The sequence below is a fragment of the Curvibacter sp. Hmag1.1 genome (assembly GCF_059769165.1).
Genome location: NZ_JBMBGX010000003.1, coordinates 87,095 through 99,851 on the forward strand (window position 1 = coordinate 87,095; position 12,757 = coordinate 99,851).

The following is a 12,757-nucleotide window of genomic DNA, read 5'->3' on the forward strand; positions in this document are numbered from 1 at the left end:
TGAAATGCAATATTTGCAAGGCGATTTAGTGAACCAAAACTTCGTCATAAGCGGTGCAGAGCCACCCTCATATCCAGAGCTAGATGCATTGGCACCGAATGACGCTAGGCGTGTCATGTTCATCGCGCCGGGAAACGATGACGATCCGCGTGTACAGGTGGCGAAACTATTGCGCAACCTTCTTGTCGAACTTGTACTTTACAAAGGCTCGGATGTTCATTTGACTGCCTCACAAGGTCAGATTGTGATTTCGTCAGAGTTGGGCTCTTCTCAGGTCAACCGCACCGTATGGGCAGATGATGAAATCATCCAGAAATTTAGAGAAAAGCTTTTCGCCTTAACGAATACCCCACAAGGTGGGATGACTCCGGACCTTGGGTCAACCCGCTTCTCCATGGAACTACCGGCAAGATTTGTCAATGACCGGGGTCTTGGAGTGGAAGATCCGGACAGAAAATGGTACCTGATTAACGTACGGGTTCAATACGCAAAAACGTTCAACGGGTGGGCATTCATTCTGCGCCAGCTGGATCAGCAGCGTGCGCCGGCACTACAAGACATCCATATGAGCGGTGTGCTGAGAACTGCACTTATGCGCGCGCTAAACAGTGCCGATGGGTTGATTTTGGTAACAGGCCCCACAGGGTCCGGAAAAACTACGCTACTCAATGCGATGCTGTCCTATCTCAACGATGGAACGTTGATCATTGGGACCATTGAAAATCCGGTCGAATACGAGTTGGCGCCCAAGTCAGCACACGTACAGCTTGAGGTGGGAGGAATTATCAATTTCGCTTCCGGACTTCGAGCTCTATTGCGTGCACATCCGCGTGTCATATTGGTTGGCGAAATACGCGACTCAGAAACCATGGAAACCGCTATTCAAGCAGCGCAATCCGGTCACCTAGTGCTGGCAACAGTTCACACAATCGATACCGTCAAAACCATCACGCGCGCAGTAGATCTAGCAAAGAATGTAGACAGCCCCGCGATGCGAATTGCACAGGTATTGCGCTTCATCGTTGCAGTGCGTCTTCTGCGGGTATACGAGACTGACGACTGCATAGAACGCCGGATTACTGAAGAGGAACGTTTATGGCTAACCGCCAATGGCATTGTTCACTCGAAGGACACCATCAAAGAGGCGGCTGATCATGCAAAGCTTAGAAGCGAGCCCGTGGTGCCCGTACTGGAGGGACTTGCGGTAGACCTGGGTATGGAAGAAGCAATCTGTTCGCTGGATGAGACACGCATATTTGAGCTTGCAACACAGCAACCTCAATTTGAGACACTAGCACAGGCTGGATTTAGAACGCTTCTGGAGCGAGGCGCGAAATTTGATGGATGTCATAAGTTAGGCACCGCACTGCGGGCACAAGACTTCAAGACACGCGTTGCGCAAATAGCAATGCGTCTCAGCATGACGCACGTTGAGGCAATGAATTTTCTGGACAAGGAGCTGACAGATGCAAGTGCCTAACCGTAAACGACGTGAGCTGGGACTTGTGGTCTTGGCCGGCGGGCTCTCAGGGTTCGCTCAATGGGCTCGATCACAAGCGCCAGCGCAGCAAGAGTTGGCCAAACCGTACCTTGAGGTCAAACCGTACAAGGGAGAGGCAAAAACTGTCCGCGTCTACTTTTCGCCTTCCTGTCCTTTTTCAAGGCAATACATGCCGTTTTTTTTGAACCTCGCGGCATCACTTCCAAAGCAAAGGATTTTTGCATTAACGCCAGTGATCAATCACAAAGACGGTATCGGATATGCACTTGCGTATGAAACAGTACGCCTGACACAACCACAACGCCTAACAGAATTTGTGGAGATGTCATTCAAAGCGGTGCAGGATCAAGGCATCGATACAAACCATTGGTCTGGCATGTCCCAACTGGCGCTGCTTGCAAAGATGCCTGATTTGCTACAAAAAGTGTCACAGCGACGCACTGACATCGAAGCGGCATGCGTTCGCCTGCTTGACATGCAGGCGCAACTGAAAATCACCAACACCCCCGCTGTTGCGGTCGTCGGCACCTACGTTGTGACCCCTGAGTTCACTCAGGGCAATCCAGAAGTGTTCTCGGCACTAATCAACGGCATCATCTCAATGTCCCTATGAATTGCAATTTCACGCAATTTATTGATGGGTGCAAGGTGACTTAAACAATATCAAATAAGATTGTCCTGCAATGTACAATTGGTGAGCATTAATTCAGTGCAGGCGCGCATACGGGACATGAAAAAATTAGACGAGAGTCAGGTTTCTGCTTTGCAGCGTGGATTTTACCGCGGTTACCCTGACGTCCTAATTGCCAGAGAACTAGGCCTTACGCATTCAAAAGTTTACCGATTTCGAGTTAAATCAGGGATAACAGCGGAATGGGTTGTACAACGTCGACATTCATGGTGGGAGCGACTTTTTCGCAAAGGTATTCCCCTGACTACCATAGCCCAAACGTATGAAGTCACCAGACAAACGGTTTACATGACACTCTTTCGACGAGGTGTTAGTGTGCGGGAGGTAACGCGACAAATTGAGGAAAAGCGCGCAAGGGCCGCTTCTGGGAGAAAGTTAAAGGATTTGGTGCAGAGTGCCGCCAATACTGATCCGATGAATTGGTGACTTAACAGCTTGAACCTGGGGATTGTGAAAAACCGCACGCGTTTATTGCTCCGGTCACTGAGTCGAACTGCCCGGGGGCAATCGAGCCAATTCCGTAAGAATTGAATGCAGAGCCAATTGGGTCGGTCTGCCCCGACCCAAAGGAGGAACCCGCGCCATAAGTATTGACCGTTGTGACAAATGTATCAATCTGCCGCTGGCCAAAGGTGGAACCCGTAACAAAAGTGTTGACTGTTTCGGTTACCGGATCAATTTGACCAGGACCAACAGCGCCGGCAAATGTCTTTTTTCCCCAAAAGTCGAAGTGTTGATGCTGGCTTTTGGACACATATCGCCCATTTATTAGTGTTTTCACCAATAAATGAACCCCTGTAGCCATAAACAACAAAATTGCAGAACCGAAAACTGGCTCTATGTACAAACCGTGTGATACATACGCATTGACGTGGAGATACTCCAGATACAAGAATGGTAAAGAGAATAGATAAGGTATGAATTCTTTTGGCTTCATACATTACTCCTGATATTGATTAAGAATTCACTTTACGCCTTTATAGCATCTTGGTCAAGTGTTTGGGATGTCGGTCGTTAACTTATGATTTTATTTTCCCGTTGGCTTGCGGCGATGCAATTCAACGGGAGTTTGGTCGTCTAGAGCGGCGTTCGATGCATTCCCAGCAGCTCGGCGGACGGTGCCCTTTGCAGGACTGGTATCTGTAGAGACTAAACCCACTTCGCCAGCATTGCGTCGTGCCGAGTCCAGGGCATCTTGTGACGTTGCTCTTGAAGTAATGCGCTGAATAGAACCCTGTTTCACAGTATTCACAACATTCTGAAACTCAGATGGTAAGTTGTCCAAGACAGGCAATGTTGGCGTGGTGTTTTTGCCGCGCGGGGGAGGCAAGTTCCGGCCTGCAGGTGCAGATCCGGAAGAGGGGGCTGAAGCTGGGCTGTGTCCTGTTGAGCTAGCCCTTCCTCCAGTTTTACCAACAGATTTATGAGGCAACACTTTACCCTCAACTTGGCTGCGAGTTTGCTCTGAACTTGTCTGAGCAGATGCTACGGAAATACCGAGACTACCTTGCGGTGCTTTGAAAGCATCGAGACGTTGGTGATTCAGCCCTGCGAACATGTTGAGTAAATGTTGTTGGGCAATGTCACGCTCTGCTGAAGGTTTTTCATCAGAAGCAACCTGTCCCAAAGCGCGCATTGTTGCAATGGCATTTCTGGACGCGCTATCTGAAATCGAGGCGCCGGGGCGCCCTCCGGTTTGCATTGCTTGCAATTCCCTTTGAAATGCCTTGCTAAGCACTGGATTTTGGTTTGCAGCCATTTCCGCTTCCAACGCTGCGAACCTGAAATCCGAATTAGTTTTGACTGCCGTAGCGACAGTGTCAGCATCGGCTTTAGCGCTTTCAACTGCAACCTGCTTTCGCAGCTCGGAGCTGGTTCCGGCCGATTCTGATGTGCTATCCCGATTGCTTAGTGTCTGGGCGGCAGTTCGTGTTTGGCGGAATATCTTGTCGAAGGCTTCGCGCTCTTCTTTACTTGCGTTTTGGTAAGCTTTTTTGACGAAGTCACTTGACATTGCTTTGGTGAGACGGTTTGCTTGGTCTGCAGAGGAGTGGGATGTGGTAGTTTGACCGACAGATGCGATGTCTGTAGCACCAGCACTCGTGGTGCCTCCAACACTGACCCCTAATTTGACACCGCCGCCTCCGCCACCCAATAGTGGAACCCCACCTTTCAGGTCTGCCCCAACTGATACTGCCGAGTTCCTATTGTTCACTTTATCTGTCGAATACCGACTATCTTGCCCAATTGAAGTCAATGCACCTTGCGTGGACTCAAGGCTCTTGCGCACTGCCGAATGCAGGTCTGTTCCAACACCAGTCTGTTTTGAGGTTCCACTATGAAAAGAACGACTAATGTCTTGTACCCAATTGGATGCAGTAGAAACGCTTACTTCTCTCAACCGAGCATCATTAGTACTCTGTGTTACCGATCGCGCCAGGCTCATGAGCGTGCCAGCCGCAGCTGGATCTGATGCGCCGCTACCGTGCAGGACGGCCCCACCTTGCAAATTGGGATGAATGTTGCCGGCTGCACGCGTAGCCAAGACAGGCCCTGTTTCGGTGAGCTGCGGGGTTGTTGAATTCGTTGAGGATGAAGCCGCTGCGACTGACTTGTCATAAGATTTTGAGGCAGCTTCAGACAGGCCAATCAAACCCAGTATGACAACAGGCATGGACGACATTACGGAGGACGCGATTCCAATATTGATGGAAAGCTCTTTGTAGGCCTCATTTACCAACGAATGAGAAAGAAAAGCGCCACCAGTCAGCTGGTTCAAAAACGATGCGAACTTGTACAGCACCATTGCATTGACCGCCTCGGCCACCAATGCCGGCATTACCAGTGGAACGACTACGTAACCTATCACCCGCCCAAGTTTTGCTCCTGCGGTCACACCCGAAAACATGGCAAACATGAAAAGAAACGGACTGAGCACCATTAGCAAACTCAAGATCTGCGGCCCAAACTGTGACATATACGCTTGAGACGCTGACATGTTGGCAGCGTCATTAAGATTCTTCCGTTCCATTTCAATGGTTTGACTTGCAGTGGCCAAACATGCTGATTTGGTTTCACCGGATGCCCGTAGGCAGTTAAGTTGGCTATCGACCAACTCATAAAATGCCATGTTAATCACATCCGCATTAGCGTTGGCTGCTGCGTTCGTTACGTAGTTGGCCACCGTCATCTGCCTGGACGCACCGTACTTAGCTACTAGTTCTGTGAAGGTTGGTGATCCGTTTGGGTTAAGCGTATCGGAAGCATTGACTGACCCTGTGATCCACTTTTGGAAATCTGCGGACGATAGCGTATTTGCTATGTCAGATTTAACTGCGTTAACTGCATCGGGACAGCTCAAAACCATAGATGGGTCAGATGCGAGAACATATCCAGGAACTTTGTCAGTTGTATTTTGAGCTGCTTGGTACAGCAGCGCTCCGATGTTGGTGGGCAGTTTTGTGATACTTGGAATCTCAACCGTCTGAGTACTGCTTGCCCCTGTATTGCCGGAGTTCATTACTAGCCGCCCAATAGTTGCAAAATCAGTTGCTTGCAGCCCACTGTCGCTAGATAAACAAGCACTGACAACCTCACTGATTTCAGACTCTAGAGCCCCTGTTTTGACCGCAACCGACCTCAGATTAAGCAAACTTTTAAGTGGGTTAACCAAGCCGTTGGAGTCCACGCTGAGTTGATCGTATGGTGGGTTGACGTTACTGATAGCCGTGGTGATTAAGCCCTGGGCGTCATACACAATTGCAGAAGGGAGGGTGTACGGCAAACTCAATATGGCGGGTATGTTGTCAACCCTTGCGACAACTCCGCTGGTACTGCTTTGCACATTGACTGAGCGCTTCATTGCAGGGTTCGTTAGAAAGGAGGCCATCAGCATTGCAATAAGGCCACCCATCAATCCAGTTTGGAGGCTCTGCCACCGCATTACGGGGGCCGATGCGACGCCCTTCAAGGTGAGCCAGACCGAGGCTACCAGGGCGACGGACCAAATTAGTGTTGCGCTGTTACAAATCATAGCCACAGCATTCAACATAACCGTCATGAGCCCGATTTCGGAGCCAGGCATGTAAATCGTATCCATGCTTTACCGCCGTGCCGTTGCGTTAATCTGTGTGGCCAACACAATTTGATGCATCACGTCCAGTGACGCATTGCTGGACGCGCACAACTGGCTGTATTGCCGAGTGTCATTCGCCAACTTGTTCATCGGTTCTTTGACGTCGAGGAATTTGTAGCTTGTGCGTGACCCAACCTCGCGAGCCGAACTGTACAAGGCGGAGCCAATTTGTGCGGCCATGCAATGTGCAATGTGCTCACTGAGTTTCGACGCAACGGCCGTGCGCTGGGCTGATTTGACTTTGGACAGTAAGGCAATAATGTTGACATCAATTGCGTGATTGAACTTCAACTGGTTTGGCGTAAATTTTGCAGAACTATTATCGAGAAGCTTTCCGAGGATCGAGCCTGGCAGCACCGTCGTGCCGGTGGGATCGCCAAATATGGTTGTATTCACATGGCCAAGAATTCCAGCATACTGAAAATCTTGCGTAGACATGTTGGTGCAGATTTGCGAGTCTACGCCGCCTGCCGGCACGGAGGACCCGCCAGGATTGTCACAATGCAGAAGTTTTAAAGGAACGTTACTCTTAGGTGATTGCGTCCCACCACCATCAAACAAGTTTTGCAAACTGAGCGTTGCGTTGATTTTGCAGCTGACTTGCCCCGATCCTTGACTGTTGACGTTGTTGGTAGATCCATCCTCATTGCCGGTTCGACAGTTTGCTCCGGTCACCTCTACACCAAGCAGGGAATAAAGAAGCCGGTTACTGTAACTATTAGGATCACTGGGGTCATCAGAAGATCCGTCACCAATTCCTGCAACACCAAGATTTCTAGTAGCCCTTGAAGCTACGGTAGCTTTAACCAACGTATTACCCGATTGCGGGTTAAATGGTGCGCTCTTAGCGAACGAATCATTCTGATTAGCAAAAAACTGGGTCAGCTGGTCAAACGTATCAGAGAATATCCCGCCGCCATTGCTCACGACACCTTGGCCACCAGGCCCGCTTACTGCATCTTGTAGTTTCCTGTCAATCGGATCAACGATGCTTTGCGCCATCTTGCAGGTATTTTGGGCCAGCGAATTCAAGTTGTGCAGATAGGTTTTGAACTGCTGCATCAAATCATAGAGGCCGGGATTGATAGCCCGAATAGCAGAGGCAAAGACTAAGCCTTTGGCGTTCGATATGATTTTCCTGAAAATGTCCGCTAGCTGGTCGGTGTTAATGAAACTGAAGCTTCCACCGTGCATATCGATACCGTTGCATCCTGCGTCCAAGCGTGGCGGATCAACGGCGAAAAGAATGACATTCTTTACGGGCGCACGCATCTGATAAGACCCACCCATTACACCCATCCTGTCAGCAGTCGTGAACGTCGAGGGTGCTGTTGTGTTGCTCATGTACATGGAGTTCAGGTCACCAAGCATGCCGGCGGCCAAATTCCCTGAAAAAATAATGGCTGCTGATGCAGTGATAATCCGCTTCTTCATTGAGGGACACCTCCAACACTGGGGTACTGCTTGCGTAGCAGGGGCTCAACGCGCGTTTTAAACTCTTCTGGTCGATTGGAATCGAGTTTAAGATTTTGTAAATCTGCATTACTTGCGACACCTGTACTCCACACATCAAGATCGCGTCTGACTTCGGCACTGAGGTATTTTCCTGATTTGAAGGCGGAAAACGCGAGCATTTTCTCCAGTTCGGCGACCCCGTAGTAGCCTTGGGCAATAATGAAATATTCGTTCGGATCGTTAGCCGTTTTCCCATCGTAGGCTTTGGGTCGTGGGACATAGACCACGGTCGGCGTGAGCTGAAGATGGAGTTTTCGAAAAAGACCGTTATCCTTTTGGACCGTTTCGCCTTTTGCTTGTGGTGGAGCCGTACCATCCGTGCTGATTGCTAAAAACTGCATGTTGTTCACTGAGCGCATGGTTTTCAGAACGGCTAATTGACTGTCGCAAAATCGACATTGCCCGTCAACGAACACCAGAAGGCCGCCGATAGCACTTAATTCACTGGCGGCACGCGATCGGGCCTTTTGCTCTATATTCAATATTGTTTTTGCACCTTGCGTCCAGAACGTTGGGAGACGATTGAACTCGTTGAGATAGGGGTCAGTACGCACTGCCTCATACATCGCGTCATCGAAGCGCTGCGCCTTGTCCATCAGAATTCTTTGCGTATAGGCGAAGGCGAGGACGCTATCTTTGTTATCCGGATTGTTGAATGCGCGCTTCTGTAAAAGCGCATAATTTTCCTTTAGCCAATCAAAATCAACCGCTTGATCCTGTCTCAGTGCTGTTGCCGGTATGGGGGCACTTACCTTTGGCGCGATTGCAGTTTGCGGCTTGGTTCTTGGCAGCGGTTCGTAATAAGTGAATGCGTCTGCGTAGCCTTCCAGAAGTTGCGGACGCCGCTGTTCTGAATTTATAGTTGGCGAGGCATTGTTTGATTGCGCCACCCCTTGGGCACATGCCACACCAGAGACGAGCAGAGCCCAGATCAGAAGTACTTTGAACATAGACATCAAAAAATCCCCCACATTTGGCCACGGATTTTTTTGATTGGTAACGTACCCCAGTATCTCGAATCGTTACTCTGAGGGTGATCACCCATGACAAAAACTTGACCTTGGGGAATGGTTTGCACAGACTCGAAAAAATGTTCAGGAGACACCCTGTACATGGGTGACAACGGAAAACCTTCTCCAACAAGTACACTATTAACCCATACCTTGCCTTGACTATCAACGCGTACCTGATCTCCTGGTATGCCCACGACTTTTTTGCCGATGTAATCCGCTTGGACATACGCTAGCGGGCCCTCACGAGGGAAAAATACGAGGTCTCCTTTTCTTGGGGCAAAGCCTGTTTGTTCGAGAAGAACGTAAAGCCATTTATCCTGCAGGCAGCGCTCCTTTTGCATGTCCACGCCAACATGCACGGGGAGCGCAACGTACAAGCCCAGCAGCAACACTGGAAGATAACGCAGGTACCATAAAAATGACGGGGCCTTCAGTTGACTCGACCTCCCGGGTTCCTGTCTTGTCGCGTGTCTCATGGAGCTGCTTTAGTTGCTTTCTTGACCAAAGCGGCGTTGACAACCTGCTCCAGCAGTTCTGTCAGATCAACGGCGGGAGGCATAGCTTCTATTGCCAACTGCTTCTTGCCGTTAGCATCAGAACGAATCGAGTAAATGACATAGCCCTTTTCAACCCAGCTATTCAAAAAAGTCACCATTGGCTCTTCAATTGCGGATGCCAAGTCATCGCCGCTCATATCAGGGTGATCCGATATCGCCTGGTAAATGATTGTTTCTTTGTCTACCTCGGCTACAAGAGGCTGATTGTGGTGGCTTCGCTCCCAAAGAACCGCCGCTGTAAATAAGGCAACTGAATATCCAATCACCGCAAATGCAACCACTATGATTTTCAAAGGACTCATTTGCGCAACCTTTCCAGAAGCAATTCGACCACCGCTTTTTCATCAGCAGGACCGAGTTGCCCGATAGCCTGAGCAAATCGTTCAACGTATCCTTTTGCGCGACGAACTGTCTCGCCAGCCATTTCATCAATGATCTCCATAGCAGGGCGACCTAGATTTAGCTGTGCGAAAAGTTTCAATCTATGATCGGCCTCAGTTTGGAAAGCTGTAAGACTATAGTGATCCAAATAAATACGGCTAACCTCATAGGCTCCGTTACCAATGGTCAGAAGTTCGCTGAATTCGCCTGCTCTAAATTGCAGTGACCCGAAAAGTTTTTTGAGATATGGATCTTTTCCAATGTCTGCGAAAACCTCCAACGCTGCGTCAACGTCCTGCTCTTGAAATTTAAGCAACAGCCTCCAGGCAGCAAGACTTTTTGCCACTTTTCCAGCCTCAGACAGCAACAGGTCTGTCGGGCGTTGCGTGGAGAGCCACACTGCAATTCCATCCTTACGCCCTTTGCGATACAAGCTTTCGATAGCATCGCCTGCAGCTGGGACTTTGAGCAGGTCTGTACATTCATCCATCAGGACAACAGTCCTTCCAGGCATCACATCAAGCTGCACCTTGATTTTGAAAAATAACGCAAATAGAACTACTAACTGCAGGTGCGGATCGTCACCGACACCTTTTAGCTCATTAACTATGAATTGGGCATTCACTTCATACTGCGCACCGCCTTTGAAATATCCTCCTCTGGCTGGGGCATCTAAAAATGCACGTAAACGAGGAATAAGATCAATAGCTTCGCTGGTTACTTTGTCTGGCCCGTTTTTGGTAGCATTTTCTTGCGCCGCACTGCGAATATTTTCAAGAGCGGCCAATACATCATGGCCTGTAGCCTGTGCGCCTTTTTGGTTCCAAGCTGCTGTGCATGCTTCGTTCATCGCAATCTTGGCATCACCGCTTGCTCTCTCGGAACCATAAGCCATGAGCGTGAAGATCGCCACGATGCTTTGCTTATAGATTTCAAAATCGTCGGCATCCAACCCAAGGTAAGGGTTCAGATTTGGCCTAAATTGACCTTGTAAACTCCCAAATTCGTTGTATTGCGCATAGCCGGGTGAGGAAGAAGAAACGATTTGAGCGAGTGCAGCTTGAGATGCGCCGACTTCGAGAACGATGACGCGTATTCCTTGGGCCAACAGATCTCTCTCAAATTGTTGTGCGGTTACTGACTTACCACTACCAGTGCTACCGAGAAGAAGCCCGTGCGGATTATTGCTGGCAAATGGATCGAAGAAATGGGCTTGCCCGCGCCTAGTTACCGTCATATAACCATAACCTTTATTGCCGCGTGATCGAAAACCCGTGAAGTCACCGTAGACGGGCAACAAACATGACGCGGAACTTGAAGGCATTAGCCGATCGTTGTGCAGTCGAGCCGCTACGGCCTGGCTGTGGTTCAATAACAGGCAATTGCTGAGCCGAACTCCGGTATTCACAGTGACTGTTCGCACGGTAAATTTAAGTTGGCTGTATGTGCCCCTGAGCGTGGCGAGCGAGGATACGATAGCGTCTCTTGTTTTGCCATACACGAACGAGTCCACGGAAACTCTTACAAAGCGATCGCCTCCGTCAATGCATCGCTGTTTCATATATTCAAGGTCTCTGCGGACGGCCGGCGTATCCTCAAATCCCAAGGAAATAACCTCCTTCTCTTTCTGGGCCATCGCGGTTGGAGATCGCGAATTTAAAGAGTTTCTAGTTCTCTCAATATGGGCGGCTTGCTTCTCAACAACAATGGTCGTTACAAACATCACGGGGCCGCTCACGCGTTTTCCTTCACCTTCCAGTACATCAGGACCTTCGAAGTTCGCGCCCGACAGCATGTTCATGATCCCAAAGAACACACTGTTAGGCGGTTTCGGGTAAGCCTGAATTGCCAGTCCTGCTATCCAGGTATCTTGGTTGACTACAACTGCATAGGGGTCTTGACAGTCAAAGATATCGCCGGTCGGAAACGCCTGACGATTTAATTCAACGTCGGGATCGAGATCGAATGTTTCAAATTCTGAGAACGGTTTCAGCTGCAAACGTTGGTACGCTTGAACTTGCTCTGCTGGCAATATTTCATATTTGAACGACTGTTCTAATGTTGCGCGAAAGGTAAGCTGATGCCGAAGGGCATCTTGTATGTCATCGTCTGTGGGATCGGTGGCGTCGCACGGTGTCGACAACGTTAAAAGAACATGCCGCTGGTTAAGCATGGGGGTTGTATCTGACCAACCAGGTTCCTTCATTTTTTCGAAAATGCGTGCCTGTCGGTTTACCAGTTCGGCGATAAAAGGGTTTTCTGAGTCTTTGCCTTCTCGGTACATGGAAACAGCGTGGTGGTCCGTCGCGATAATCTGCACACACTGCAGCACCGTCTGTTCTGGCAGTTCTTTTAGCAACGCCTCCAATGCATCGCCCATTGAGGCTCCGCCTCCCGTAAGAGGTGCGCAAAGGTATGCACATCCCAACATTACGGGGTCGGATGGCTCCAATTTGGTTAGGATCAGGTGATCGCGCGCAACGGCTTCTTGGCCAACAATCAGCGATGCCGGTGCGACTGCCAACGAAGGGGCGCGTACTCTCATTGGTCGGCGCGTTTAGCGTTTTTGAACGAATCTAGATAGATCAATACTTAGCATCTGTTGCTCGGTCGGAACAGATGTCGAAACGGTAGTCCACCATGAGGGCGCCAACACTGCGACGACAATGACACCAAGGCCGAGCAAGAGCCAACCATAGTTCCCACCCTTTACCATTTGGGAAACACCGACCACGGTCATGATGGTGGCCAGCATGATGAGAAAGGTGGAGGCCAAAAAGTTGGTTTTGATCCATGTAATGATGGAATCGGCCCAGGCGGAACTTGAAAGAGCTGTACCTCCGTTTACCGCTGCTGCCAGCGCGAGTATTCCAAGGGTAACGACAATACCGATCGCCAAAACGTTGCCTTGGCTAGTATTTTCAGTGGGTGCGTATTTCATGGTTGTGACACTTTCGTATGTTG

At 49.7% G+C, this 12,757-nt stretch carries 10 protein-coding genes; 2 read left to right on the plus strand and 8 right to left on the minus strand.

The genetic code is table 11. From position 1 onward, the window contains the following. Positions 1–4: 4 nt before the first annotated feature. Together ACOAP0_RS19655 and ACOAP0_RS19660 are read left to right on the plus strand one after the other, a co-directional pair. Positions 5–1,480, plus strand: a complete 1,476-nt coding sequence (locus ACOAP0_RS19655; protein ID WP_498374732.1) for an ATPase, T2SS/T4P/T4SS family — start codon at positions 5–7, stop codon at positions 1,478–1,480. Continuing rightward, complete coding sequence (locus ACOAP0_RS19660) at positions 1,467–2,114, plus strand: thioredoxin domain-containing protein (protein WP_498374731.1); 648 nt, start codon at positions 1,467–1,469, stop codon at positions 2,112–2,114. The genes ACOAP0_RS19655 and ACOAP0_RS19660 overlap by 14 nt, the downstream gene beginning before the upstream one ends. Before the next feature lie 505 nt (positions 2,115–2,619). Here the strand turns inward: ACOAP0_RS19660 and ACOAP0_RS19665 are convergent. The 8 genes from ACOAP0_RS19665 to ACOAP0_RS19700 all read right to left on the minus strand — a co-directional run bounded on the left by ACOAP0_RS19665 (position 2,620) and on the right by ACOAP0_RS19700 (position 12,734). Next, complete coding sequence (locus tag ACOAP0_RS19665) at positions 2,620–3,129, minus strand: hypothetical protein (protein ID WP_498374730.1); 510 nt, start codon at positions 3,127–3,129, stop codon at positions 2,620–2,622. A 90-nt stretch (positions 3,130–3,219) separates the two neighbouring features. Next, positions 3,220–6,291: a conjugal transfer protein TraG N-terminal domain-containing protein gene (locus tag ACOAP0_RS19670; protein WP_498391538.1), complete on the minus strand. Its 3,072-nt coding sequence runs from the start codon at positions 6,289–6,291 to the stop codon at positions 3,220–3,222. A gap of 3 nt (positions 6,292–6,294) precedes the next feature. Further along, a complete protein-coding gene (locus tag ACOAP0_RS19675) occupies positions 6,295–7,761 on the minus strand; it encodes a conjugal transfer protein TraH (protein WP_498374728.1) in 1,467 nt (488 codons plus the stop codon). Then, positions 7,758–8,798, minus strand: coding sequence for a conjugal transfer protein TraF (traF, locus tag ACOAP0_RS19680; protein ID WP_498391539.1), 1,041 nt, complete (start codon positions 8,796–8,798; stop codon positions 7,758–7,760). Before traF ends, ACOAP0_RS19675 begins: the two co-directional genes overlap by 4 nt. Further along, a complete protein-coding gene (lepB, locus tag ACOAP0_RS19685) occupies positions 8,798–9,331 on the minus strand; it encodes a signal peptidase I (protein WP_498374726.1) in 534 nt (177 codons plus the stop codon). The genes traF and lepB overlap by 1 nt, the downstream gene beginning before the upstream one ends. After that, positions 9,328–9,714, minus strand: coding sequence for a hypothetical protein (locus ACOAP0_RS19690; protein ID WP_498374725.1), 387 nt, complete (start codon positions 9,712–9,714; stop codon positions 9,328–9,330). The genes lepB and ACOAP0_RS19690 overlap by 4 nt, the downstream gene beginning before the upstream one ends. Continuing rightward, positions 9,711–12,338 carry a TraC family protein gene (locus ACOAP0_RS19695; RefSeq protein ID WP_498391540.1) on the minus strand — a complete coding sequence of 876 codons (2,628 nt, stop codon included), beginning with the start codon at positions 12,336–12,338 and terminating at the stop codon, positions 9,711–9,713. Before ACOAP0_RS19695 ends, ACOAP0_RS19690 begins: the two co-directional genes overlap by 4 nt. Positions 12,339–12,350: 12 nt before the next feature. Next, positions 12,351–12,734: a hypothetical protein gene (locus ACOAP0_RS19700; RefSeq protein WP_498374724.1), complete on the minus strand. Its 384-nt coding sequence runs from the start codon at positions 12,732–12,734 to the stop codon at positions 12,351–12,353. Between the last annotated feature and the right edge of the window lie 23 nt (positions 12,735–12,757).

What these genes read in the sequence shown, in the direction of transcription:
- ACOAP0_RS19655 (WP_498374732.1), top strand. Translation starts at nt 5, where the DNA reads ATGCAATATTTGCAAGGCGATTTAGTGAACCAAAACTTCGTCATAAGC.
- ACOAP0_RS19660 (WP_498374731.1), top strand. Translation starts at nt 1,467, where the DNA reads ATGCAAGTGCCTAACCGTAAACGACGTGAGCTGGGACTTGTGGTCTTG.
- ACOAP0_RS19695 (WP_498391540.1), bottom strand. Translation starts at nt 12,338, where the DNA reads ATGAGAGTACGCGCCCCTTCGTTGGCAGTCGCACCGGCATCGCTGATT.
- ACOAP0_RS19675 (WP_498374728.1), bottom strand. Translation starts at nt 7,761, where the DNA reads ATGAAGAAGCGGATTATCACTGCATCAGCAGCCATTATTTTTTCAGGG.
- ACOAP0_RS19670 (WP_498391538.1), bottom strand. Translation starts at nt 6,291, where the DNA reads ATGGATACGATTTACATGCCTGGCTCCGAAATCGGGCTCATGACGGTT.
- traF (WP_498391539.1), bottom strand. Translation starts at nt 8,798, where the DNA reads ATGTCTATGTTCAAAGTACTTCTGATCTGGGCTCTGCTCGTCTCTGGT.
- ACOAP0_RS19665 (WP_498374730.1), bottom strand. Translation starts at nt 3,129, where the DNA reads ATGAAGCCAAAAGAATTCATACCTTATCTATTCTCTTTACCATTCTTG.
- lepB (WP_498374726.1), bottom strand. Translation starts at nt 9,331, where the DNA reads ATGAGACACGCGACAAGACAGGAACCCGGGAGGTCGAGTCAACTGAAG.
- ACOAP0_RS19690 (WP_498374725.1), bottom strand. Translation starts at nt 9,714, where the DNA reads ATGAGTCCTTTGAAAATCATAGTGGTTGCATTTGCGGTGATTGGATAT.
- ACOAP0_RS19700 (WP_498374724.1), bottom strand. Translation starts at nt 12,734, where the DNA reads ATGAAATACGCACCCACTGAAAATACTAGCCAAGGCAACGTTTTGGCG.